The 25,167-nt window shown below is 39.0% G+C and carries 17 protein-coding genes and 1 tRNA gene; 8 read left to right on the forward strand and 10 right to left on the reverse strand.

Translation table 11 applies throughout. The features are described from left to right. Positions 1-9: 9 nt before the first annotated feature. A complete protein-coding gene (ileS, locus tag CDOM15925_RS02040; RefSeq protein ID WP_169940579.1) occupies positions 10-2,769 on the reverse strand; it encodes an isoleucine--tRNA ligase in 2,760 nt (919 codons plus the stop codon). A gap of 127 nt (positions 2,770-2,896) precedes the next feature. Between ileS and CDOM15925_RS02045 the strand changes: the two genes are divergently transcribed. Continuing rightward, positions 2,897-4,000: a CinA family protein gene (locus CDOM15925_RS02045; RefSeq protein ID WP_169940582.1), complete on the forward strand. Its 1,104-nt coding sequence runs from the start codon at positions 2,897-2,899 to the stop codon at positions 3,998-4,000. A gap of 165 nt (positions 4,001-4,165) precedes the next feature. Here the strand turns inward: CDOM15925_RS02045 and CDOM15925_RS02050 are convergent, their stop codons facing one another. Next, on the reverse strand, positions 4,166-4,540 hold the full coding sequence (locus tag CDOM15925_RS02050) for a rhodanese-like domain-containing protein (RefSeq protein ID WP_169940584.1): 375 nt from the start codon (positions 4,538-4,540) through the stop codon (positions 4,166-4,168). Between the two features lie 154 nt (positions 4,541-4,694). Between CDOM15925_RS02050 and CDOM15925_RS02055 the strand changes: the two genes are divergently transcribed. The 7 genes from CDOM15925_RS02055 (at position 4,695) to CDOM15925_RS02085 (ending at position 11,764) form a co-directional block, all read left to right on the forward strand. Beyond that, a complete protein-coding gene (locus CDOM15925_RS02055) occupies positions 4,695-5,696 on the forward strand; it encodes a Fe(3+) ABC transporter substrate-binding protein (protein ID WP_169940586.1) in 1,002 nt (333 codons plus the stop codon). After that, entirely contained in the window at positions 5,697-7,247 is a 1,551-nt protein-coding gene (locus tag CDOM15925_RS02060; RefSeq protein ID WP_169940588.1) for an ABC transporter permease, read from the forward strand. It abuts the gene before it with no gap. Between the two features lie 5 nt (positions 7,248-7,252). Continuing rightward, a complete protein-coding gene (locus CDOM15925_RS02065; RefSeq protein ID WP_349644309.1) occupies positions 7,253-8,170 on the forward strand; it encodes an ABC transporter ATP-binding protein in 918 nt (305 codons plus the stop codon). A 90-nt stretch (positions 8,171-8,260) separates the two neighbouring features. Then, positions 8,261-8,797: a hypothetical protein gene (locus CDOM15925_RS02070; RefSeq protein WP_169940592.1), complete on the forward strand. Its 537-nt coding sequence runs from the start codon at positions 8,261-8,263 to the stop codon at positions 8,795-8,797. Between the two features lie 139 nt (positions 8,798-8,936). After that, complete coding sequence (locus CDOM15925_RS02075; RefSeq protein ID WP_169940595.1) at positions 8,937-9,302, forward strand: YtxH domain-containing protein; 366 nt, start codon at positions 8,937-8,939, stop codon at positions 9,300-9,302. 301 nt (positions 9,303-9,603) lie between these two features. Next, complete coding sequence (locus tag CDOM15925_RS02080) at positions 9,604-10,980, forward strand: purine-cytosine permease family protein (RefSeq protein ID WP_211436643.1); 1,377 nt, start codon at positions 9,604-9,606, stop codon at positions 10,978-10,980. A gap of 10 nt (positions 10,981-10,990) precedes the next feature. After that, the gene (locus CDOM15925_RS02085; protein ID WP_169940597.1) at positions 10,991-11,764 is read left to right on the forward strand and encodes a creatininase family protein; all 774 of its coding nucleotides are present in this window, start codon (positions 10,991-10,993) and stop codon (positions 11,762-11,764) included. A 379-nt stretch (positions 11,765-12,143) separates the two neighbouring features. Here CDOM15925_RS02085 and CDOM15925_RS02090 read toward each other — a convergent pair. From CDOM15925_RS02090 to rplL, 8 genes are all read right to left on the reverse strand, one after another. Further along, positions 12,144-12,220, reverse strand: a tRNA-Arg gene (locus tag CDOM15925_RS02090). 215 nt (positions 12,221-12,435) lie between these two features. Further along, positions 12,436-14,514, reverse strand: a complete 2,079-nt coding sequence (gene fusA, locus CDOM15925_RS02095) for an elongation factor G (protein WP_169940599.1) — start codon at positions 14,512-14,514, stop codon at positions 12,436-12,438. Positions 14,515-14,526: 12 nt separating this feature from the next. Then, on the reverse strand, positions 14,527-14,997 hold the full coding sequence (rpsG, locus tag CDOM15925_RS02100) for a 30S ribosomal protein S7 (protein ID WP_169940601.1): 471 nt from the start codon (positions 14,995-14,997) through the stop codon (positions 14,527-14,529). A 74-nt stretch (positions 14,998-15,071) separates the two neighbouring features. Then, the gene (gene rpsL, locus CDOM15925_RS02105) at positions 15,072-15,461 is read right to left on the reverse strand and encodes a 30S ribosomal protein S12 (protein WP_169940604.1); all 390 of its coding nucleotides are present in this window, start codon (positions 15,459-15,461) and stop codon (positions 15,072-15,074) included. A gap of 90 nt (positions 15,462-15,551) precedes the next feature. Next, a complete protein-coding gene (locus CDOM15925_RS02110) occupies positions 15,552-15,941 on the reverse strand; it encodes a DoxX family protein (RefSeq protein ID WP_169940606.1) in 390 nt (129 codons plus the stop codon). A gap of 86 nt (positions 15,942-16,027) precedes the next feature. Then, positions 16,028-20,536 (reverse strand): DNA-directed RNA polymerase subunit beta', encoded by a 4,509-nt coding sequence (gene rpoC / locus CDOM15925_RS02115; RefSeq protein WP_169940608.1) that lies wholly within the window; start codon positions 20,534-20,536, stop codon positions 16,028-16,030. Continuing rightward, on the reverse strand, positions 20,529-24,668 hold the full coding sequence (rpoB, locus tag CDOM15925_RS02120) for a DNA-directed RNA polymerase subunit beta (RefSeq protein ID WP_169940610.1): 4,140 nt from the start codon (positions 24,666-24,668) through the stop codon (positions 20,529-20,531). Before rpoB ends, rpoC begins: the two co-directional genes overlap by 8 nt. A gap of 117 nt (positions 24,669-24,785) precedes the next feature. Further along, positions 24,786-25,160 carry a 50S ribosomal protein L7/L12 gene (rplL, locus tag CDOM15925_RS02125; protein WP_169940612.1) on the reverse strand — a complete coding sequence of 125 codons (375 nt, stop codon included), beginning with the start codon at positions 25,158-25,160 and terminating at the stop codon, positions 24,786-24,788. Between the last annotated feature and the right edge of the window lie 7 nt (positions 25,161-25,167).

Below are 25,167 nucleotides of genomic sequence, written 5' to 3' on the forward strand. Positions count from 1 at the left end.
CTGATCGGCTCAGAGAGCATTTTTTAGCACCCTTTCACATCTTGGGCAAGTTTCGCCGTCATGTTTAGCGGTAAATTTCCAACACCTCGGACACTTAAATTTGCTTGACATTACAAGCTTAAATTTATCATGCCCGACTTCAAATTCAGCCAGACTGTCCTTGCCGTCAAGACTCTCTATCTCGCTTACCATATACCAATCCGTTATCTCGTCCAAATCTTCGCTTAAGATAGAATTCGAGCTGGTTTGAAGCACTAACTCAAGGGTTGATTTTATCTTTTTATCTTTTTTAAGTACGTCTATAAGCTCAAAGAATTTCTCTCTGCTTTGAACCAAAAGCTCGTCATCCACTTCAAATTCCCACTCAATCGGCGCATACTCAAGATCAAATGCGTCTTTGGCTCCGTTTTTGATGATCTCAGGCGCATAGTCCATAACTTCATCGACCGTATACGTAAGTGTCGGCGCAATGAGCGGCAAAAGAGCTCTTGTGATGATAGCCATAACACTTTGAGCTGATCTTCTGCGATCATCATCGCTACCGTCGCAATACAGCCTGTCTTTGCTGATATCAAGATAAATTCCGCTCAAATCCGCACTTAAAAAATTCATAAGCAGGCTAAAGCCCTTTGAGAAATCATAATTTCTAAATGCCGCTTCAGCTTCACTAAAAGCCCTTCTGGCACGGCTTAGTATCCATTTATCAAGGATATTGAAATTTGAGGTTTGCAAATCCTGCAAGTCATTTACGTTTGCAAGCAAAAATCTTATCGTATTTCTTATCTTGCGGTACTGCTCGCTAACTTGTTTTAGGATATTGTCGCTGATTTTTAAATCGCTTGAATAATCGCTCAGCGCAACCCAAAGGCGTAAAATTTCAACTCCGTAAGTTTTGATGACATCTTGAGGTGCTACGACGTTACCCTTGCTCTTACTCATCTTTTGTCCGTTTTCATCAACGGTAAAGCCGTGAGTTAAAACGCTTTTATAAGGCGCTTGACCTTCAGCTGCGCAGCTTAAAAGAAGCGAGCTTTGAAACCAACCTCTATGCTGGTCGCTGCCTTCTAAGTACATATCCGCCTGATAACCGCCCGCATCGTAATCGCCACTCTTTAAAACCGCGGACCAAGTGCTACCGCTATCAAACCACACGTCAAGGATGTCGGTTACCTTTTCTAAATTTTGCGGGTCATATTTGGAATTTGGTGCTAGAAGCTCTTTAATTTCCATATCCCACCAAGCGTCAGCTCCCTTTTCTTCAAAAATTTTGGCTACAAATTCCAAAACCTCATCGTCAAATATCGGTTCTTTCGTCTCTTTATCCCTAAAAAACGCGATCGGCACACCCCAATCCCTTTGGCGAGAGATACACCAGTCAGGGCGATTGGCAACCATGAGCCCTATCCTTCTTGCGCCGCTTGCAGGATAAAATTTCACCTTTTCTATCTCGCTTAAAGCAACCTCTCTTAGAGTTTTTCCGTCTATCTTTGGCTCGTCCATAGCGATAAACCACTGCTTTGTGGCGCGATAAATAACAGGCTTATGAGTTCTCCAGCAAAACGGATAAGAGTGGGTAAATTTACTAACCTTTAGCAGGCTTTTGCCTAAAATTTCTAAAATTCTCTCGTTAGCCTTAAATATATGCATACCGACAAGCTCATCTATTACATCTGCGCGAAAAAGCTTCTTGGCTCTAAGTGTAGAGTCGTAAAGTCCGCCCTCATCTACCGGCATGATAACTTCTATGCCATATTTTAAGCTTATGTGATAGTCATCTTCGCCGTGTCCGGGAGCCGTATGCACAAGACCCGTTCCTCCGTCCATAGTAACGTGCTCGCCGAGGATAAATTTAGACTCGCGGTCGTTTAGAGGATTTATCGCGTGTAGATTTTCAAGCTCTGCGGCTTTAAATTCCTTAACGATCTCGCCTTTAGTAAGCCCTTCTTTAACAAGTTCTTCGATCATCTCTTTGGCAAATATCAAATTTTCGCTTGTGATTACGTAAATTTCATTTGGGTTTAAGCTGATGGCTTGGTTTGCAGGAAGCGTCCAAGGAGTCGTAGTCCAGATAACCGCTCGCGCTTCTTTTACGCCGAGTTTTCTAAGCGCTTCTTCGCCTAGTTTAAAGGCTACGTAGATGCTATAGTCCTCTTTGTCTTCATACTCTACCTCAGCCTCCGCAAGGGCCGATTTCGCCGCCCAACTCCAATAAACAGGCTTGCTTCGCTCTATCAAAAGTCCGCGCTTAGCTACCTTACAAAGCGTTTTGTAAATTTCAGCCTCAAATTTAAATTTCATCGTAAGATAAGGATCATCCCAGTCGCCGACTATGCCAAGCTGCTTAAATCCCTCTTTTTGGATCCCTATAAACTCTCTTGCATGCTCTCTACAAAACTCTCTGATCTGAGTTGTGCTCATCTCCTTTTTCTTCTCGCCGAGCTTTACTTCGACCTGTTGCTCTATCGGCAAGCCGTGGCAATCCCAGCCCGGAGTATATCGGATCTCTTCGCCAAAGAAATAGTGAGTCTTAGTGATGATGTCTTTGAGTGTTTTATTAAGCGCGTGTCCGATGTGCAAATTTCCGTTAGCGTAAGGGGGTCCGTCGTGAAGGTTGAAACTCTTTTTAGCCTTTTGGCGTTTAGCTTTCATCTTGGAGTAGATATCTCGCTCGCCATACCATTTTTCCAGCCGTTCAGGCTCATTTTGCGGCAGGTTGCCGCGCATAGGAAACTCCGTGCTTGGAAGCAGGAGCGTATCTTTATAATCCATACTTTTACCTTGTTTTAAATTTGTAAATTTTATCTAAGCAGTGATTAAAGGCTACTGAAAATAGAGCTTTAAGCTAAAAATTTAGTCGATTTTTTTGTGATATAATTTCAAAAATTAAGGGGTTTTTATGAAAAATGCACTTTTAATAATCGGGAAAGATTTAAGCATAAATGCCGCTTTTTTGGGATATATTTTTAGCTTTTATAAGGCTCATTTCAAAGAACTTGGGGAGTTTAATTTCGCCGATAAAAGTGACAAAGAGTTGCCCTTTATCATAGAAAAAATATGCTTTAAATTTGACACTCTTACGATATTTAGCTCTGATGAAACATACGCGACGGTGGCTAAAATTTTAGCCACTTTAAGCTCGGATAAGCTTGAGCTAAAAGATGAAAACACGCTTGCCTTAAGCAAGGCCGCCAAGGTTTCAAAAGATAGCTTTTTAATAAATTTAAACTCAACGCAAGTAAATTTACTTAAAGCAAATCCGACTTGCGAGCTTCCTGAAATTCTCATCGAGCCAAATTTAAATTTTGAGTATTTTAATCTAGTTGATATCGATAAAGAGAGTGCGAAAATCCTGCTTGAGCCGATAGCCAAAACTTACGAGGTTCAAATTCACTTTTCGGAAATCACTAAAAATTTGATAATAGTGCGCGCAGAAGCCAATAAATTCGGTCAAACAAAAGGCTTCATAGAAAGTGCGGTAAATTTATTTTCAAATAAAATAATTTTAGGCAGAAATTTCATAGAGCATATCGCTAAAATTTTGATTAAAAACGAGCTTAAAATCACATTTGCAGAGTCTTGCACCGCAGGTCTTATCGCATCAAAATTTACAGCCACGGCAGGAGTATCTGCGGCATTTGACGGCGGACTTGTGACATATGCAAATGAGATAAAGCGCGACTGGCTTGGGGTTAGCGATGAAGTGCTTAAAACTTACGGCGCAGTTAGCGAGCAGTGCGTAGAAGCGATGCTAAGCGGCGCACTTACATCAAGTGGAGCTGATTTTGCACTTGCGGCAAGCGGTATAGCAGGACCGGGCGGCGGAAGCGAAGAAAAGCCGGTCGGAACGGTATTTGTAGGTGCGCTTGCAAAGGACGGAATCAGTATCATTGAAAGGCTAAATTTAAAAGGCGACAGAGGCTATATCAGAGAACAAAGCGCCCTGCACGCTTATCTTTGCTTACTAAAACTAAGACCAAGGCTATTTTTTAGACAAATTTAAATCGCCAAAATTTATGCGAAAACATTTGCTTTACTGAAGTTGCGGAACTATTCTTATGAAGGTATAATTAAAAACGGCTTAGTAAATTTTAATTTACTAAGCCGAAAAATTACGAAATTTATAAGCTCAAAAAGCTAAGGTGAAATTTCTTATTTAAGATAAATTCTAATTATAAGGCTCGGTTTTAAACCCCTGTCTTATAAGGCTTCCCATACCGCCATTTAAATTTATGATATTTATATCTTCCGAATCAATAATAGAAGCTGCATTATAGCTTCTGCTACCGCTTCTACAAATTATCGCGATAGGTTTTTTAAGATCAAATTTCTTAGAAAGCTCTTGCAAGAATCCGTCTTTATTATAAGGGTCAAAAGTAATGAGCTCGGCTCCTTTGATAACTCCTGTTTGACGCCACTCCGTAGGGGTTCTTATATCAACTATCTGCTCGTAGTTTTTGATATTATCGGGTGTTACATTAACATGCTCTATCTTGGCTAACGCAAGAGAGGCTAGAATGGATAATACAATAAGTTTTTTCATAATTTTACTCTTTTAATAAAAATTTTCGTTATATTATCATAAAAAACAGTAAATAAAAGATAAATTTAATCAAATTTCGTCCTTTATGATAATTAATATTATAATAAGAAATAAATGCTACCATTACAAAAAAATATCATTTTAAAGGATAAATATGAAAAAAAGTTTATTGGCACTTAGCCTGCTAGCTGGTTTCGCACTGGCCGCAGAGGTAAATATCTACTCTGCTAGACACTACGATGCGGATAATGAAATTTACAAGCTGTTTGAGCAAAAAACAGGTATTAAAGTAAATGCAACTCAAGCAAAAGCAGGAGAGCTTATTAAAAAGCTTGAAGCTGAAGGCGACACTTCTGCGGCGGATCTTTTTATCTCAGCTGATGTTGGAACGTTTTTTAACGCAAAGGAAAAAAATCTTTTACAACCTGTAAAATCAGACTACCTAGAAAAGACGATACCTTCTCAATACAGAGATAATGAAAATCAGTGGTTTGCCATCTCAAAAAGAGCAAGAATCATCGCTTACGATAAGAGAAATTTCGATCCAAGCGGTATAAAAACTTACGACGATCTTACAAAACCTGAGCTTAAAGGCAAGCTTTTAATAAGAAGCGCAACTTCAGGGTATAACAGATCTCTTCTAGCGTCAATCATAGCTAACGAAGGAGTAGATGGCGCTAAAAAATGGGCTGAAGGCACTCTTAAAAACCTAGCTCGCGATCCAAAAGGCGGTGACAGAGATCAAGCTAAAGCTATCTTTGCAGGAGAGGGTCAAGTAGCCGTTATGAACACTTACTACATCGGACTTATGCTTACATCTCCAAAGCCCGAAGATGTAGAAGTGGCTAAAAATTTAGGCGTGATCTTCCCGAATCAAGCAGACAGAGGAACTCACGTAAATATAAGCGGTATCGCACTTACAAAAGCGTCTAAAAATAAAGAAAACGCTGTTAAATTTATGGAGTTTTTAGTTAGCCCTGAAGCTCAAAAGATATTTGCGGGCATCAACTACGAATACCCAATCAATAAAGAAGTTGAAGCAAGCGACGTGATTAAAGCTTTTGGAACATTTAAAGAAGACACGACTCCGCTATACAAAGTTGGCGAAAATATCAAAGAAGCCGTCAAGATCTACGACATGGTCGGCTGGAAATAAGTGAATATCAAATTTTGGGCGATTTTTATCGCCCTTATCATCCTAATCCCGATTTTTAGTATATTTGTTGAAATTTCCTTCGGCGATTATTCGCTGCTTGGGCACTTTTTCGAGTATCTATTTTTAAGGTATGTTCAAGGAACATTTTTTGTAGCCATCGGAGTTTTAACCCTTAGCATCATCATAGCCACGATATCGGCTTGGATAGTGGCTAACTACAAATTTCCTCTTTCAAATTTCTTTGAATATGCCCTAATGCTTCCACTTGCGGTGCCTGCTTACATATTTAGCTTTTGCTACGTAGGCATCATGGAATACGGCGGATATTTTCATAAAATTTTTGGCGTTAGATTTGAGTTTATGAACATTTACGGCGCGATATTTGTGCTATCAATGTCGCTTTATCCTTACATATATATGTTTGCTAAAACATCTTTTAAAACGCAATCTCAAACGATATTTGACACCTGTAAAATTTACAAATTAAGCCAGTTTCAAATTTTTTATAAAGTCGCCATCTTCATCTCTCGCCCTGCAATCATCGGAGGAGCGATGCTTGTACTCATGGAGACGCTTAGCGATTACGGAACGGTTGCGTATTACGGAGTTGAGACGTTTAGCGCGGGAATTTTCAAGCTATGGTTTGACATGGGCGATTCTTACTCGGCATCCGTTCTTGCGGCGATGCTAATGGTATTTGTCTTCATCATCATGATATTTGAGCATTTTAATAAAAACTCCAAAAGATACAGCTTCAACACCCACAACACATCAAAGCTCACCGCCAAAATCAAACTTAGCAAATTTGGCTCGGTTGCTGCATTTTTGTGGTGTTTTGCGCTATTTTGCCTTGCGTTTTTATTTCCTTTTATCTGGCTTGTTTATTGGAGCATTAAGACTATAGGCTCGTTTAAATTTGAGTTCGTGCAGATGGCTTTTAACTCACTCTTAATGGCTAGCGTAAGTGCGGTTTTGATAACTGCGATTAGCTTCTTTTTGGTGTTTGCAACGCGCATCATAAAAGATAAGAGACTAAATACTTTTTTACTTAAAGCAACTTCACTCGGATACGCGCTGCCGGGAGCCAGCATAGGGCTTTGCGTGATTATCGTATTTGGATTTATAGATAGAAATTTCAGCCTTCAGCTTCTCTCATCCAGCTTTATCGTGCTGATATTTGGCTATATAGTAAGATTTCTAGCCACTTCGATCTACGCCGTAGAGAGCGGCTACTCTAAAATTCCAAGCAATATCGATGATGCGAGCTTGCTTTTAAACAGGTCTAAATTTACGCTATTTTTCAAAGTTCATTTTCCGCTTTTAAGGCATTTTTTCTTCTTGTCGCTGATAGTCGTTTTTATCGACATCATCAAAGAGCTTCCGCTAAGCCTTATTTTGCGTCCGTTTGGCTTTGAAACGCTTAGCATAAGGGCGTTTTTTTATGCTACTGACGAGAGACTTTACGCAGCTGCGCTACCGTCTTTACTGATAGTTCTGCTATCGCTTGTTGCAGTGGTCTGGCTTGAAATAATATCTAGGAAAAAATCATAATGGAAATTTTAAAAATCAAAAATTTAAACAAAAAATTCGGAAACCTGCAAATTCTAAAAGATATAGACCTGACCTTAAACGAAGGCGAAATTTTAAGCATTTTAGGAGAGAGCGGGTGTGGCAAGAGCACTCTGCTTAGGATTATTGCTAATTTAGAAAGCAAAGATAGCGGAGAGATAGAATTTTGCGATATATGCGGTGTTGCGATGATGTTTCAAAACTATGCGCTTTTCCCGCATTTAAATGTCTATAAAAACATCGAATTTGCTCTTTTTAAAATGCCTAAAAATGAGCGAGAAGATCGCATAAAAGAGCTTTTGCAAAAATTTAAGATAAGCGAACTAAAAGATAAAATGTGCGATCAAATTTCAGGCGGACAGGCTCAAAGAGTCGCCTTTGCAAGAGCCGTAGCCAATAGAGAAAAGCTTTTATTGCTTGATGAGCCGTTTGCAAATTTAGACCACAATCTAAGAAGCAGCCTTAGGCTGGAGCTAAGAGATATGATCAAGCAAAATTCCCTTAGCGCAATAATGGTAACTCACGATAAGGAAGATGCGTTTTTGCTAAGCGATAAAATCGCGCTTATAAAAAACGGCAAAATTTTAGCTATAGACACTCCTAAAAATTTATATTTTCATCCTCAAACTAGAGAAATAGCGCTCTTTCTAGGAGATATGAACTGCATAGATAAAGATGTGGTGACAAATTTGCCAAGCGAATTTCAAGGCTGGCTTCAGAATAGAAACTTTATGTTTCGTCCCGAAGAGATAAAGCATGGTAAAACTTATGAAGCGAAAATTCTAAAGGCTCAGTTTTTGGGCGCATTTTATGAGCTACTCTTAGACTTTGAAGGGATTAAATTCAAAGTTATCGTTAGTTCAAATTTGAATATCAAAGAGAATTTTAAATTTGACTTGGTTTAAATTTAAATCACAAGTTTATAAATAAAACAAAAACACTCCCATTAACTTTACTGATATACAATTATTAAATATTAACACAAAGGATTTCGTATGAAAAATATTTTAATTTCCCTAGCGGCTATATCAATACTTTTGCTTGCCGGTTGTTCAGACAACAGTAAAAAAGAGGTTAAAGATAAAGTAGAAGCCACAAAAGAGATGACAGAAAAAGCGGTTGATAAAACTAAAGAGATGGCAAATGATGCCAAAGAGGCGACAAAAGATATGGCGAACAAAGCTATGGATAAGAGTGCCGAAATGGCAGATAAGGCTAAAGAAAAGGCGGTAGAGATGAAAGACGCTGCTAAAGATATGGCTGAAAAAGCCATAGATAAAACCAAAGAAGTAGCAACAGAAACAAAAGAAAAAGCTGCCGATATGATGGATAGCGCAAAAGAAAAAACTATGAATGCAGGCGAGAAAGCAAAAGAGATGACAAAAGACGCTATAGACGCTACGAAAGAAAAAGCCTCGGAGATAAAAGATGCAGCCGGCAAAAAGATGCAGGATATAAAAGAAGGTGCTAAAGATATCGGTGAAAAAGCCATGGATAAGACAAAAGAAGGTGTCGATAAACTAAAAAATTAAACCTCGCAATTTACAAACTAAGTGATGGCGCTTGGCTGTCGCTTTTATTCTTTTTTACTTCTTATAATATTAACAAAACAAAAATAGCTATATTAACTTTATTTATATACAATAGCCTAAATTTTAAAAAGGATTTGTAATGAGACGAATTTTAATACCTATGTCGATATTGATGCTTATATTATTAGGTTGTTCAGATAGCGATAAACAAGAGGCTAAGAATGCTGTTGAAAGCGCTAAAAACATCGTAAATGAAGCCATAGACAAAGGTGCCGATGTAGCAAACGAGGCTTTAAAAAAGACTGAAAATTTCAGACAAAACGCTAAAGATATCACAGATAAAGCGCTAATCAAAGGAAAAGAGATCGCAAACGAAGCTAAAGATATGGCTAAAGACGCCATAGACGGTGCTAAAGAAAAAGCAAATGAAATACTGGATAACGCCAAAGAGAAGATGGATGAGATAAATAAAGAGCCTGTTGACGACGGAATTATCAGAACTTAAATTTATAAAGGCGAGAATGCTCGCCTACTTTGCAAATCTCCTTAATCCTTAAATCTCTCACTTACGTAAATTTACACAAGTTTATTTATGACTTAAAACTACAATATTTATTTTTTAAATTTAAATCACAAAGAGCTTGAACAAAGCTTAAAATTTATAAATTTAGTTAAATTTTAACCAATGAGTATTATTGAAAACACAAATACAAAATTTAATCCAAAATACAAAACAAAATTTAAAGCATAAAAACTAATGTGATATAATCAAACCAAGGATAAATCTTTCATGAAAGGAGTTTCGTATGGGTGCTTCTAAGCTAAATATTAACGGTAGCGATAATGAAAGAATGCTCTCGCCCGTTCCTATGAGTGAGCGCAGACCGACTTTTAACCAAGTAATGGTATGGGTCGGTTTTGGATATGTCGTTACGGGTTTATTTGTAGGTGGCGTACTTGCAGGCTTTGGAAACAAGCCTGGAGTATCGCCTGCAACGGCTATATGGGCTATTATTCTGGGAATGGGCTCGCTTAGCGTCATTACCGCCCTACTTGGTATAGCGGCTCAAAAGACTGGCATGAGCCTAGCTCTTATCTCGCGATACTCTTACGGGATAAAGGGTGCAAATTTGCCTATTACCATCATGGCTCTTTTAACTCTTGGCTGGTTTGCTAGTATCACCGGCATGGTCGGTCAAATTTGGGGTTCATTTATCGGCAATCCTACCGGAATAACCGTATTTGATCCTGCAAGCATAGGATATAGCGGTATAGCACCTATAACACTTGAAGTATTTTTAGCATGCTTTATATTCGGCATAGTTTTTACCGTAACTGCATATATAGGCATCAAAGCGCTTGAAGCCATAGCTATTCCCATAAGCCCCGTAATCTTAATAATAGCCGTGATAGTAGGATACGGAATGCTAAAAGAGGGTGGCGGACTAAATTCATTCTTTGAAAAGACAAAAGATATAGGCGGTCTTGGTCTTGGAAATGCGATTACCGTAGTGGTTGGAAGCTGGATAGCAGGAGCGGTAATGGGAGTTGATCTGTTTAGATTCAACAAATCCGTTAAAGCAGTTATAGCAGGAGTTTTAGCGTGCTTTATCTTCACAAATCCTATATTAAACATAGTAGGGTATATAGGCGCCGTATCGGTAGGGCAATTTAATTATGTAGAGTGGATGCTTACAAAGTCGCTATTATTAGCCCTTATTGGCGTTGTAGCCTGGACGGCTTCTCTTTGGACAACAAATAATGCCGAGCTTTACTGCAACTCGCTTTATACGGGTCCGGTGTTGTCATCTTATGGCATAAATTTAGATAGAAGAACTCTTGTTTTAATAGCAGGTATATTAGGAACCATACTTGGCTCGCTTGCATTTTATCAGATATTTTTTGCAGATTTTATAACCATACTGGGTACTTTTGCGCCTCCTTTGGCAGGTCCTATTATTGCGGATTATTATCTAGTAAAAAAACAAAATTATGACATAGAGGCGTTTGACAAAGAGCCAGATTATCACCCTGCAGGAGTAATATCCTTTATCATAGGTGCGGCTCTTGGATTTATCTTCCAGTACTTTTTACCACTACCATTTGGATTGCCGTCAGGACTTGTGGCTCTTATAATAACAATCGTAATATACCCTATAATTAAAAATTACATCAAAAAATAAAGGAGAGATTATGAAAAAAGTAGTTTTGAATGAATTTAGTACCAGAGAATTGATTGAAAAATTTAAAAACAAAGAGATAGATAGTGCGATAACTATATTTGGAAGCTGCGAAAGTCATGGGTCACACTTGCCGCTTGGTCCTGATTTATTTGTGCCAGAAGAAATAGCTAAAAGAGCCGCAAGAAAGCTTGATAGCACGATCGTAGTACCTGGCGTTCCGTTTGGAACTTCTATCCATTACAATCAATTTCCTATGTCAATAACGCTTAGATTTGAAACCACTATCGCAATAGCTGAAGATATGTTTGAAAGCCTTATAAATAACGGAATAAAACATATCATAATACTAAATGGTCACGATGGAAATATACCGGCTCTTGAAATCGCAGCAAGAAAAGTAAAAGATAGACATAAAGATGCTGTTTTGGTGTTTATTCCGGCATGGTGGAACATAACGGGAGCAAGACTGAAAGGTGTTTTTGATGTATGGGATGGACTTGGGCATGGTGGAGAAGGGGAAACTTCTATAACTATGGCAGTTAAGCCGGAACTTGTAGATTTAAAATACGCTAAATGCCAAATGCCAAACGATGTAATTGATATGGGTGAATTTGCAACTATAATATGGGATATAAAAGAGATAAGCCAGACTGGAGCAACCGGAGATAACACAAAGGCTACTTTAGAAAAAGGTCAGAAAATGCTTGATTGTGTTACTGATTACGTCGTAGATCTCATTAAAAACCTTGAAAAAAGAGAGTGGAAATACGATCATAGAAAGTAAATTAAATATGTCCGCAATGCAATTTTTGCGGACATATTTTTATAATAATAAATTTAAATAACCATTTGAAATCAAAAAAATTAATAAATTGGTTTTCAAATTCTCAAAAATAAATTTGATAATTTTATACTAAAATACAATATTAGGCAGAACTTAATAAGTAAAATTTTATAAAATTAATATTTGAATTTAATCCATGGTAAAAACTACTCTAAGAATAAGAGAATTATTTAAAAATTAAAACATCAAACATTCAATAAGAGATTGCAAGTATATCCTTATAAATTTATTCATATTTATTCTCAGTTAAAGCGCAAATATACGTCCTCTATCTTGCATGCAATAGTATTTTACTTAATTCGTATCAAAAATCAGAAGGTGGTGTCCTCAGCGAGATTCGAACTCACGGCCTCAAAATTAGGAATTTTGCGCTCTATCCTGCTGAGCTATGAGGACAATTTTAAGAATAGAAAGTATATCAAATCAATTATATTTTTCAAATAAGTTCTTTGAACTCTTTTTATAGAAATTTCTAATTTATATATAAAAACTCATGGTTCATTTGATTATTTATAGCAACTTTAAATACTACGATATAAAATTTTATTGTTTTAAGTAAAACTATCTTGGTTGATAAATTTAAAAAGGGCGAGAAAACCTCGCCCGAAATTTTAGCCATTTCTCTTTTTGATAATCTCTTCGGATACGTTTTTAGGAACTTCCTCATAGTGATCAAATTCCATAGAATACGTAGCACGACCTTGAGTTTGACTTCTAAGATCCGTTGAATAACCAAACATCTCAGCAAGTGGGCAGAATGCCGTAACAATCTTATTACCACTTCTTTCATCCATAGAGCTGATCTGTCCGCGGCGCTTATTAAGATCGCCGATAACATCACCCATATAATCCTCAGGAGTTTCAACCTCAACCTTCATCATAGGCTCAAGGATAACTGCTCCCGCTTTTCTAGCACCTTCTTTAAAGCCCATTGAAGCAGCAAGCTTAAACGCCATCTCGGAGCTATCCACTTCATGGTAGCTTCCGTCAAACAACGTAACTTTAACATCCTCTACCGGATATCCTGCAAGAACACCGTTTTGAAGTGCCTCTTTACAACCTTTATCAACAGCAGGGATGTATTCTTTAGGAACCACACCACCCTTAATATCATTAACGAACTCATAGCCGCTACCCGGCTCAAGTGGCTCAAGACGCAAGAATACGTGTCCATATTGACCACGTCCGCCTGATTGTTTAGCATATTTATACTCTTGCTCAACTGTTTTGCGGATAGTCTCACGATATGCAACTTGTGGCTGACCAACCTCTGCATCAACCTTAAATTCGCGAAGCATACGATCAACGATAATTTCAAGGTGAAGCTCACCCATACCAGATATAATTGTTTGACCGCTCTCTTCGTCTGTTCCTACTCTAAAGCTCGGATCTTCTTGTGCAAGCTTTTGAAGCGCAAGAGCCATCTTCTCTTGATCGGCTTTTGTTTTTGGCTCAACAGCAACAGAGATAACAGGCTCAGGGAAGTCCATCTTCTCAAGTATTACTTTATCTTTCTCACTTGCAAGGGTATCGCCTGTAAGAGTATTTTTAAGACCAACTACGGCACCGATCTCGCCTGCATGAAGGACTTTAATCTCTTCTCTTTTATTTGAGTGCATCTTTAAAAGACGACCGATTCTCTCTTTGTTGCTTTGAACGGTATTGTAAGCATAACTTCCACTCTCAAGCTCGCCGCGATAAACACGTATAAAAGTAAGTTGTCCTACAAACGGGTCCGTCATAATCTTAAATGCAAGAGCCGCGAATTCACCGTTATCGGTTGATTCTACAAGAACCTCTTGACCGTCTTCATACTGACCCTTTATAGCCTCGATCTCATCAGGAGCAGGTAAATAATCAACAACAGCGTCAAGCAAAGGCTGAATTCCTTTATTTTTAAACGCGGTTCCGCAAAGCATAGGCGTCATAGTCATTCTTAAGCAACCTGCTTTTATGCCTTTTTTAATCTCTTCTTCGGTTAACTCTTCACCGCTAAAGAATTTCTCCATCAGGCTATCATCTGTCTCAGAAACAGCTTCAACAAGCTTATTTCTATATTCGTTTGCTTTTTCTGCTAACTCGGCAGGAATTTCTTTTTCTACATAAGTTGTAGGCTTGCTTTCATCTTCCCAAACATATGCCTTCATCCTTACAAGATCGATAACACCTTTAAAGTTATCCTCAGCTCCTATTGGAATTTGGATAGGTACAGGGTTTGCTTTTAGCCTATTTTTAATTTGCTCTTCAACGTTAAAGAAATTTGCGCCGATTCTGTCCATTTTATTTACAAAAACTATTCTTGGAACGCGGTATTTATTAGCTTGTCTCCAAACCGTTTCAGATTGAGGTTGAACACCACCAACCGAACAAAATACCGAAACCGCTCCGTCAAGAACGCGCATAGAACGCTCAACTTCAATAGTAAAATCAACGTGGCCCGGAGTGTCGATAAGGTTTATTTGATGCTCTTTCCAGTAAGCGGTAGTAGCAGCAGAGGTTATAGTGATACCTCTTTCTTTCTCTTGCTCCATCCAGTCCATAGTAGCAGCGCCGTCATGAACCTCGCCAAGCTTGTGGCTAAGTCCCGTAAAAAATAAAATTCTCTCGCTAGTAGTCGTTTTGCCCGCATCAATGTGAGCGGCAATACCGATATTTCTAACCATATGAAGTGGGGTTTTTCTATCTGACATGAATTTTCCTTATTACCAGCGGTAGTGAGCAAATGCCTTATTAGCCTCTGCCATTTTATAAGTATCTTCTTTCTTCTTAAAAGATGCACCTTTTGAATTTGCAGCATCAAGTAGCTCGTTAGCAAGCTTATCTATCATAGTTCTTTCGCTTCTTTTTCTTGCATAGCCGATTATCCATCTGATTGCAAGAGCTTGCTGGCGTGCAGGACGAACCTCGACAGGAACTTGATATGTAGCACCGCCTACACGACGTGATTTAACTTCCATGATAGGCTTTACGTTTTCTATAGCATCGTTAAAAACATCTATGCCTTTAACTTCGCTATTTCTTTTCTCGATAGCTTTGATAGCACCGTACATAATCTCGGTGGCTACGCTTTTTTTGCCATCATACATAAGCGAGTTAATAAATTTAGTGATTACTTTATTTCCGTAAATCGGATCAGGTAAAACTTCCCTTACAGGGGCTTTTCTTCTTCTCATTTGATTATTCCTTCAAATTTTTATAAATTTTACTCAAACGCAACTAAATTAAAAGCGCGTCTGCGAACCTAATTTTATTTCTTTGCTGCGCCTGCTTTAGGACGTTTAGCACCGTATTTAGAACGTGAAACTGTTCTTTTTGCAACACCGGCCGTATCAAGAGCACCGCGAACGATATGATATTTAACACCCGGTAAGTCTTTAACCCTTCCTCCGCGAACCAGCACAATGCTGTGTTCTTGTAGGTTGTGACCCTCACCGCCGATATAGCTAATAACTTCAAAGCCGCTAGTTAATCTAACCTTGGCAACTTTTCTCAAAGCAGAGTTTGGTTTTTTCGGAGTTGTAGTATAAACTCTCGTGCAAACGCCTCTTCTTTGAGGACACTCTTTTAGCGCAGGTGATTTTGATTTTACAATCACTTTCTTGCGCTCTTTTCTGACCAATTGATTTATGGTTGGCACAGTAATTCCTTTCGACTAAATTTATTAAAAAGACCTAATTATATTTAAATACAACTTAAATTAATGTAAATCCTGTATTTTTGCTGAAATTTAATCAGCCTTTAATGCGTATTTGCCGCTACCTGTAAATAAAATAGACAAAGCAAGAGTCATATAAAGATATACAATTTCGGCTTTAAATCCACCGACATTAGTAAGCTCAAACAGATTTGCAAGACCGTGAAATGAATACAAAATAGTAAGGCATGTCCCAATAAGCAAGATGCTTCCTATCCTTGAAAAAATTCCTAAAATTATCATCAAAGGAGCCAAAACCTCTCCGACATACGCAAAATAAGCCATAAATTCAGGCAAGCCTGCTTTACTAAGAATAGCCTTTACTCCGCCGATTCCGTTCATGATTTTGCTAAATCCGTGTGTCAAAACACAAATTCCAAGACCAAGTCTTGCAACAAGAATTCCTAAATCTAAATTTTTCATGTTACTCCGATTAAATTTTGATATTTTATTTGTTAAAAATAGAATTTGATTAAAAGCTCCGCCGAATTTAAAGGCGGAGCAAAATGTTAGTTTTGTTTTAGCTTGATTTTTTTATCTTGATAAAGACCTGTTCCAACAGGTATCATGCGACCTAAAATAACGTTTTCTTTCAGATCCTCAAGATAGTCAAATTTAGCCGCTATACTTGCCTCTGTTAAGACTTTTGTAGTCTCTTGGAAAGATGCGGCGGATATGACGCTATCGCTTCCTATGGCAGCCCTTGTAACACCAAGCAAGATAGGCTCTGCTATGGCAGGGTTTCCACTCATGCGCATAATTCTTTCATTTTCTTCTTTAAATCTTGCGCGTGAAACCATATCTCCAACGATGAAATTTGTATCTCCGCTGTCTATGATCTTAACCTGTCTTAGCATCTGAGAAACGATGATCTCGATATGCTTATCGGCAATCGCAACACCCTGAGAGCGATAAACTTGCTGAATTTCGCTTATCAGATAGTAGTGAAGCGCTTTTTCGCCTAAAATTCTAAGCACGTCATGGCTTGAAATAAGACCGTCTGTTAGCTTCTCACCTGCATGGATAAACTCCCCGCTTCTTACTTGAATTTGACGAGTTTTATCTATCAGGTATTCAGCAGTTGTTCCGTCTTCTGACTCGATGATAATTCTTTCTTTCGAGCGAAGAGGTTTATCAAATCTAACAACACCGTCAATCTCTGCAATGATAGCCGTATTTTTCGGGCGTCTTGCTTCAAATAGTTCACTAACGCGAGGAAGACCTCCGGTAATGTCTTTTGATTTTGCTACCGCTTTTGGAGTCTTAGCCAAAATTTCAGCCTGCTCTACACTAGCTCCGTCTTTTACAAATATCGCAGTCTTTGGCTCAAGCTGATATCTGATAAGTTTTCCGTCTTTTGTCGCGATAACTATCGTAGGCTTGATGCCTGAAGGCAAGTATTCGTTGATAACCAAACGGCTTTGACCGGTCGTTTCGTCATACTGCTCGGCAGCAGAATACCCAGGCTCGATATCCTCATAAGTTACCGTTCCTGCTTCTTCGGCTATCGTAGGAGTCGAATACGGATCCCACTCTGCAATAATAAGTCTCTCTGCATCCGAAGGCTCAGCCAAGATCGTTTTAGACGCTACTATATCGCTATCGTTTACTTTTATGACCGAATTTCTAGGTATATAGTAACGAACCGCTTCTCTATCTTCTTCGTCGGCCACAACTACAAATAGGCCCTTTTCGGTTACTAAATGTCCTTTTTTGATATCTCTTATACGCTCTAAATAATCGCCCTTAAGGATGTAAAATTTAAGCACTCCGTTTGCACCTGCGGTTATCTTTTTAGTTATAGGATCTCCGTCTTTTACCTTTATCTCGCTTGCAAACGGAATACGATTAGGCACGTTCCAACCCTCTTTAATAACCTCAACTATACTTTCGTTTTCTTTTACCTTATCTCCGTCGGCATACGGTATGTAAATTTTACCTTCTACCTTACCGCTAACGCCTGCTAGCTCGTTTGGTTTAGCCACGTCGTTTCTACGAAGAGTATATTTAACCTCTTCTTTTTTGCCTTTTATCGTTATATTGATATCTTCGTGAGCTACTTCGATCTCTAATTTTCCGTCAAACGGCGCTTTGATCTTTGGCTCAACCAAAAGCACGGCAGCATTTCTACGATTTGCAACTATATCTTTGCCGTTATTTTCATAAACGTTTAAATTATAGTATCTTATGAAGCCCTCTTTTTGAGCTACAACTTGACGATCTTGTTGCTCCGTAGATGCTGTTCCGCCGATATGGAAAGTTCTAAGAGTAAGCTGTGTTCCAGGCTCACCGATTGATTGAGCCGAGATGATACCTACGGCCTCACCCGGTTTTACCAGCTTGCCTTCGCCCAAATTTATACCGTAGCATTTAGAGCATACACCCTTTGCGGCTTTGCAAGTGATCGGCGTTCTAATGCTTACCGATTTGATACCGGCTTCGATGATGGCTTTTGCTTTTTCTTCATCTACTAAAGTGCCTTCCGCAAATAAAATTTCATTTGTTATCGGATCTATAACGTCATCTGCAAGAACACGTCCAAGCACTCTTTCTTCAAGGCTTTCTATAAGCTCGCCGTTTTCGGTTATCTCGGTGATCTCAACACCCTCGTGCGTGCCACAATCTTCAATTGTAACCTTAACGTTTTGCGCTACGTCTATTAGCTTTCTAGTTAAGTATCCCGCGTTTGCCGTTTTAAGAGCGGTATCGGCAAGTCCTTTTCTAGCACCGTGAGTTGAGATGAAGTATTCAAGTACGTTTAGTCCCTCGCGGAAATTTGATGTAATAGGCGTCTCGATGATCGAACCGTCAGGCTTAGCCATAAGACCACGCATACCCGCAAGCTGACGAATTTGCGCAGCAGAACCTCTAGCACCTGAGTCCGCCATCATATAAATAGAGTTAAATCCGCCCTTATCGTTTTGGATGAGCTTCATCATCTCGCCTGCCACTACGTTATTTGTATCGGTCCAGATATCAACGATCTTGTTATATCTTTCTGAATCTGTTAAAAGACCTGCGCCGTATTGGTTTTGAATTTCACGCACTTTTTTCTTAGCGCTATCTATGTGCTTTTGCTTTCCTTCAGGAACGATGATATCGGCTATAGATATAGAAATTCCCGCCTTTGTAGCGTAGCGGAAGCCTAAATTTTTAAGCTTATCTAAAAATCCTGCAGTTATCTCAAGTCCGCCTACTTTATAAACATAATCAACCAAATTCGCTATATCTTTTTTCTTAAGAACTCTGTTCCACATATTTTCAGGAACAAAATCAGGTAGTATCGAGCGGATAATCAAACGTCCGGCAGTCGTAAATAGCGTCTTGCTCTCAATCATAGTCTTGATCTTTGAGTGAACCTCAAGGCAGTGCGCTTCCTCGGCTATCATCACCTCATCAACACTTGCAAAAATTTTATTTGCGCCTTTTGTATCACTCTTTTCTAGGCTCAGATAGTAAATTCCTAAAACCATATCCTGGCTTGGAACGGTTATAGCCTTACCGCTTGCAGGAAGCAAGATATTCATCGAACTAAGCATCAAAATTTTGCACTCTGCAATAGCCTCTTGTGAAAGCGGGACGTGAACAGCCATTTGATCACCGTCAAAGTCAGCGTTAAACGCAGCGCACACAAGCGGATGAAGCTGTATCGCCTTGCCTTCAACTAGCACAGGGTGAAACGCTTGGATAGAGAGCTTATGCAGCGTAGGAGCACGGTTTAGCATAACAGGATGATCTTTTACCACCTCTTCTAAGCACTCCCAAACTTCATTCGTCTTATCCTCTATCATCTTTTTAGCTTGCTTAACGGTCGTTGCATAGCCCTTTTCTTCAAGACGCGCTAAAAGGTGCGGTTTGAATAGCTCAAGAGCCATTCTTTTTGGAAGTCCACACTGATCCATCCTAAGTTTTGGACCTACAACGATAACAGAACGACCCGAGAAGTCAACACGCTTACCGAGCAAATTTTGTCTAAAGCGACCTTGCTTACCTTTTATAATCTCAGAAAGCGACTTAAGCGGTCGTTTATTTGCGCCTTTAACGGCATTTGCCCTTCTTCCGTTATCAAAAAGAGCGTCAACCGCCTCTTGAAGCATTCTTTTTTCGTTTCTGATAATAATTTCAGGCGCATCAAGCTCCATAAGTCTTTTTAGACGCGCATTTCTATTAATAACACGGCGGTAAAGGTCATTCACGTCAGAAACAGCAAATTTGCCTCCGTCAAGGCTAACAAGAGGACGCAAATCAGGCGGAAGTACAGGCAAATTCGTAATCATCATCCACTCAGGACGATTGCCCGAATTTAAAAACGCCTCAACAACTTTAAGTCTTTTTACGATAGTTTTTTTCTTCGCTTCCGAATTTGTAGAGCTTACTTCATCTTTAAGAGTATTTAAAAGCTCAACAAGATCTAAATTTTCAAGCAGATCGCGGATAACTTCGCCGCCCATTCTAGCCTTAAATCCGCTATCTTCAAATCGCTGAATTAAAGATTGATACTGCTCTTCGTTTAAAACATCATAAATTTCTACTTTTTTACTGTTTTCATTATCATAAAACGCTTCGCCGGCCACTTCAACTATATAAGCCTCATAGTAAAGTACGCGCTCTAAGTCCTTCATCTTAATACCAAGAAGTGTTCCTATACGGCTTGGGAGTGAATTTACATACCAGATGTGAGCCACAGGAGTTACAAGCTCGATATGACCCATGCGCGAACGACGAACTTTTGAGCTAGTTACTTCAACACCACACTTCTCGCATTTAACGCCCTTATAGCGCATTTTTTTATACTTACCGCAAAGGCACTCATAGTCACGGATTGGACCAAAAATTTTGGCGCAAAACAGACCGTCACGCTCAGGCTTTAGAGTTCTATAATTTATAGTTTCAGGCTTTTTAACCTCTCCGTAACTCCATGATTTTATCTTCTCAGGACTAGCCAAGCGAAGTTGGAAAGCTTCAAAATCACGCGGGCGTTGCTCTTCTTTTATTTCAATCGGTTTTAATTCACTCATCGTTATCTTCCTCGTCATATACTTCAACATCAAGCGCTAGAGATTTAAGCTCGTTTGTTAATACGAAAAACGTTTCAGGAATTCCCGTTTCAGGGACGTTTTCACCTCTTGTTAGAGCCTTATACGCCATTAAACGACCTTCAACATCGTCTGATTTTACGGTTAGCATCTCTCTTAAAGTATGAGCCGCACCATAAGCTTCAAGCGCCCAAACCTCCATCTCACCAAATCTTTGACCGCCAAATAGCGCCTTACCGCCGACAGGTTGCTGTGTAACAAGACTGTATGGTCCAGTACTTCTTGCGTGAACTTTTTCGTCGACAAGGTGGTGAAGCTTAAGCATATACATGCAGCCGACATTTACTCTCTCTTTTATTTTTGAACCGGTGCGTCCGTCATAAAGCTCGGTTTTACCGTCCATATCGACTTTCGCCATCTCAAAGAGCTTGGCAAATTCTTCAACTCTAACGCCTTCAAATATAGGAGTGGCAAATTTAACGCCACTTGCCCAATCTCTTGCGTATTCGATAAGTTGCTCATCATCTATTTTGGCAAGCGTTTTTTTAGCATCCATAAATTTAGAAACCGAAGCGATCTCTATCATCTTAGCGCGAAGCTCTTTAACCCACTCGCCTTTTTTCTCTTCGAAAATTTGATTTATCTGCTCACCTAGACGATATCCGACAAGACCGAGGTGGCTTTCTAAAATTTGACCGATATTCATACGGCTTGGAACGCCCAGTGGATTTAATACTATATCCACGGGCTGCCCGCTAGGAAGGTATGGCATATCAACTTCAGGAACGATGTTTGAAACGATACCTTTGTTACCGTGACGTCCCGCCATCTTATCACCCACTTTTAGTTTGCGCTTGGTCGCCACATATACTTTTACTAGCTTTACAACGCCGCTTGGCAATATATCGTCTTTTTCTAAAATTTCGATTTTGTTATCGTGCTCTTCTTTTAGCTTTTTCTTCTCGTTTTGGAAATAGACTTTTAGCTCGTCATATTTCTTTTGAATATCTTTTGAGAAGCCTTTAACTATAGTGTTTAGAGTAAAACGGTTGATATTTTCAAGCTCAGCTTTATCTATCTTTTCGCCTTTTTTATACTCTTTTTTGCCTATGGCTTGAGCCGATGCAAGAGTGTTTTTAGAAAGAAGAGAAGTAACTTTTAGCATCTCTTCTCTATCCATCATAAGAAGTCTATCGTGATGCTCTTTTTCTAAAGCCGCTTTTTCCTCTTCGTAAGTTTTATTAGTTCTGCTATCTTTTTCGTGACCTTTTTTGGTAAAAATTTTAACATCTACCACAACGCCTTCCATAGAAGCCGTTGCGTATAGTGATTTATTTACCACATGACCAGCTTTTTCACCAAATATCGCTCTTAAAAGTCTCTCTTCAGGAGTTGGTTTAACCTCACCTTTTGGAGATACTTTTCCTACTAGTATCATGCCGGGTTTTACATGCGTTCCGATCTTGATGATTCCACTTTCGTCAAGATGCATAAGATCTTCTTCTTTTATATTAGGGATATCTTTTGTAATCTCCTCTACACCGTCTTTTAGCTCGCGAGCTTCTATCTCTTTTTCATAGATATGAACGCTTGTAAAAGCATCTTCACGTATCATTTTTTCGCTGATTACGATCGCATCTTCGTAGTTGTATCCGTTCCAAGGCATAAATGCGATAAGTGCGTTTTTGCCTATGGCAAGCTCACCACACTCCATACTAGAGCCATCGGCTATAACTTGTCCAGCTTCAACCACATCGCCTTTTTTGACTATCGGATGTTGAGAGAAGGTTGTGTTTTGGTTGGTTCTTAAATTTTTCTCCATAGAGTAGTGATCTATATAAGGACCTACCTCGTCTTCACCCAAAATGAAAATATTTTTATTATCGACTTTTTCAACAACGCCCGAGCGTTTTGCCTTGATAGCCTCCCAAGCATCGCGCGCTACGATTCTTTCCATACCGGTTCCTACGATAGGAGCGGATGAGCGAAGAAGCGGTACTGCTTGACGTTGCATGTTTGAGCCCATGAGAGCACGGTTGGCGTCATCATGTTCCAAGAATGGAATAAGAGAAGCAGCAACACCCGCTATCATACCCGAACAAAGGTCGATTAGCTTAACATCTTCACGCTTGGCAAGTATCATCTCGCCATCTTGTCTAGCCTCAATCAGGTCTTCAACTATATATCCGTTATCATCTATCAAAGTTGAAGCCGGAGCTATAACGCTATTTTCCTCTTGAGTAGCCGTTAGATAAACAATTTCATCGGTTACTTTGCCGTCAACTACTTTTTTATACGGCGCTTCAACAAAGCCTAGGTTATTTACTTTCGCATAAGTTGAAAGTGTGTTTATAAGACCAATGTTTTGACCTTCCGGAGTCTCAACCGGACAAATTCTGCCGTAGTGAGTAGGATGAACGTCACGCACTTCAAATCCTGCACGCTCTTTTACAAGTCCGCCCTCACCAAGTGCCGATAAGCGGCGCTTATGCGTAACTTCACTTAGCGGGTTTGTCTGATCCATGAACTGGCTTAACTGCCCGCCCGTGAAAAATTCTGTTATAGTCGTAGTAATCATCTTTGGATTTACAAGATCATAAGGCACTATCTCTTCGATATTACTGCTTAGGCTTGTAAATTTATCACGGATTGCCTTTTGCATTTTCACAAAGCCAAGATGAAGTTCGTTGGCTAAAAGCTCGCCGATAGAGCGGATACGTCTATTTCCGAGATGATCTCTATCGTCTATATGTCCTTGTCCGTTTTTAACCTTGATAAGATATTTTGCCGTTTTTATAATGTCTTCGTTTGTTAAAACTGTTACGTATTCAGGAACGTCAAGACCTAGCTTGTGATTCATCTTCATACGACCGACTTGTGTTAGATCATATCTTTCAGGATTAAAGAAAAGATCGTTTACAAATGTTTTTGCAGCGTCCTTTACGACAGGCTCGCCAGGTCGCATAACTTTGTAAATTCTAATCGCTGCAAGGTCGTTTTCATCTTCAACATTTTCAGTTTGCTTAAGAAGCTTTAGAGTCTCGCTATCTGCAATAAATGAGTTTATAATCGCATCATCAACGCCGGCTGCCAAGTCGTTTGCTATCTCTATACTATCTTGCTCGGCTAAAATTTTGACCAGTTTATTTTCATCAAGCTGTGCAAGAGTATCGTAAAGCACCTCTCCGCTCTCTTTATCGATAACAGGAGAAGCTAAAAATCTATTAACCAAAATTTCAGTCGGATACTCAACCCACTTTACGCCCTCGCTTATTATCTTGTCTGCTTTTTTCTTAGTTAATCTTTTGCCTGCTTCATGAAGCACATTTCCGTCTTCATCTTTTATATCGTATTCGATTCTGCCGACATAGTCTTCAGGATTAAACGGAGTTAAAAATTTATTATTTTTAATCGATAGGGTTTGGATAGGATAAAATAGCTTTATAATATCTTGTTTTTTATATCCAAGCGCTCTAAATAGTATAGTTACAGGAACTTTTCTGCGCTTATTGATACGAACATATAAAACGTCTTTTGTGTCGTATTCAAAATATAGCCAAGAGCCGCGATCAGGGATAATCTGAGCCGTGTAAATTAGTTTATTTACGACAGTCGGGCTTTCTTCTTCTTTAAATATAACGCCCGGGCTTCTATGAAGTTGGTTTACGACAACTCTTTCAACGCCGTTTATAATAAATGAAATTCTATCTGTCATAAGAGGAATTTCACGTATAAAAATTTCTTGCTCTTTTATATCTTTTACACCGATCTTTTCACCGGTTTTCTCATCTTTTTCATGAACTATGAGGCGAATTTTCATCTTCAAATTTACAGAGTATGTAAGACCTCTTTCCATACACTCTCTAATAGTATATTTTGGTTTGCCAATCTCTGAGCTTACATATTCAAGCGAAAGTCTATTTTGCGGATCATGTATAGGAAATATTGATTTAAAAACTTTTTCGATACCGCTTTCGCTTTGATTTTCGCTCAAATTTAAAAAGTGATCAAAGCTCTTTTTTTGTAATTGTAGTAGGTTAGGAACATCTATCTCTTTAGCGACATTTGAAAAATCAACTCTAAGACGATTTCCTGAGTATAAGCTGTTTAACATGCATCTACCTCGTGGTATAAGTTTGAAAGAAAAGTATTGAGCCACAAATTTGCGGCATCTAAAATTTAATTAAGGAAGCCCGAGAGCTTCCTTCCAAAAATAACAAAATAATAAATATTATTTAAGCTCGACTTTAGCGCCTGCTTCTTCAAGTTGTTTTTTAGCTTCTTCAGCTTCAGCTTTGCTGATTCCTTCTTTAAGAACTGAAGGAGTTTGCTCAACTGCATCTTTAGCCTCTTTAAGACCAAGACCGGTAAGAGCTCTAACAACTTTAATAACGTTGATTTTCTTATCTCCGCCATCAAGTAGAACAACGTTAAATTCAGTTTTCTCTTCAACTTCTGCCGCTGCTGCGCCGCCTGCTGCGCCTGCTACCATAACTGGAGCTGCGCTTACGCCAAATTTCTCTTCAAATTCTTTTACTAATTCGCTTAGCTCTAATACTGAAAGATTAGAGATAAATTCTAGTACATCTTCTTTAGTAATTGCCATTTTTAAA

The sequence above is a fragment of the Campylobacter sp. RM15925 genome (assembly GCF_012978775.1).
Lineage (GTDB): Bacteria > Campylobacterota > Campylobacteria > Campylobacterales > Campylobacteraceae > Campylobacter_A > Campylobacter_A canis.

What these genes read in the sequence shown, in the direction of transcription:
- ileS (WP_169940579.1), bottom strand. Translation starts at nt 2,769, where the DNA reads ATGGATTATAAAGATACGCTCCTGCTTCCAAGCACGGAGTTTCCTATG.
- CDOM15925_RS02045 (WP_169940582.1), top strand. Translation starts at nt 2,897, where the DNA reads ATGAAAAATGCACTTTTAATAATCGGGAAAGATTTAAGCATAAATGCC.
- CDOM15925_RS02050 (WP_169940584.1), bottom strand. Translation starts at nt 4,540, where the DNA reads ATGAAAAAACTTATTGTATTATCCATTCTAGCCTCTCTTGCGTTAGCC.
- CDOM15925_RS02055 (WP_169940586.1), top strand. Translation starts at nt 4,695, where the DNA reads ATGAAAAAAAGTTTATTGGCACTTAGCCTGCTAGCTGGTTTCGCACTG.
- CDOM15925_RS02070 (WP_169940592.1), top strand. Translation starts at nt 8,261, where the DNA reads ATGAAAAATATTTTAATTTCCCTAGCGGCTATATCAATACTTTTGCTT.
- CDOM15925_RS02075 (WP_169940595.1), top strand. Translation starts at nt 8,937, where the DNA reads ATGAGACGAATTTTAATACCTATGTCGATATTGATGCTTATATTATTA.
- CDOM15925_RS02080 (WP_211436643.1), top strand. Translation starts at nt 9,604, where the DNA reads ATGGGTGCTTCTAAGCTAAATATTAACGGTAGCGATAATGAAAGAATG.
- CDOM15925_RS02085 (WP_169940597.1), top strand. Translation starts at nt 10,991, where the DNA reads ATGAAAAAAGTAGTTTTGAATGAATTTAGTACCAGAGAATTGATTGAA.
- fusA (WP_169940599.1), bottom strand. Translation starts at nt 14,514, where the DNA reads ATGTCAGATAGAAAAACCCCACTTCATATGGTTAGAAATATCGGTATT.
- rpsG (WP_169940601.1), bottom strand. Translation starts at nt 14,997, where the DNA reads ATGAGAAGAAGAAAAGCCCCTGTAAGGGAAGTTTTACCTGATCCGATT.
- CDOM15925_RS02110 (WP_169940606.1), bottom strand. Translation starts at nt 15,941, where the DNA reads ATGAAAAATTTAGATTTAGGAATTCTTGTTGCAAGACTTGGTCTTGGA.
- rpoC (WP_169940608.1), bottom strand. Translation starts at nt 20,536, where the DNA reads ATGAGTGAATTAAAACCGATTGAAATAAAAGAAGAGCAACGCCCGCGT.
- rpoB (WP_169940610.1), bottom strand. Translation starts at nt 24,668, where the DNA reads ATGTTAAACAGCTTATACTCAGGAAATCGTCTTAGAGTTGATTTTTCA.
- rplL (WP_169940612.1), bottom strand. Translation starts at nt 25,160, where the DNA reads ATGGCAATTACTAAAGAAGATGTACTAGAATTTATCTCTAATCTTTCA.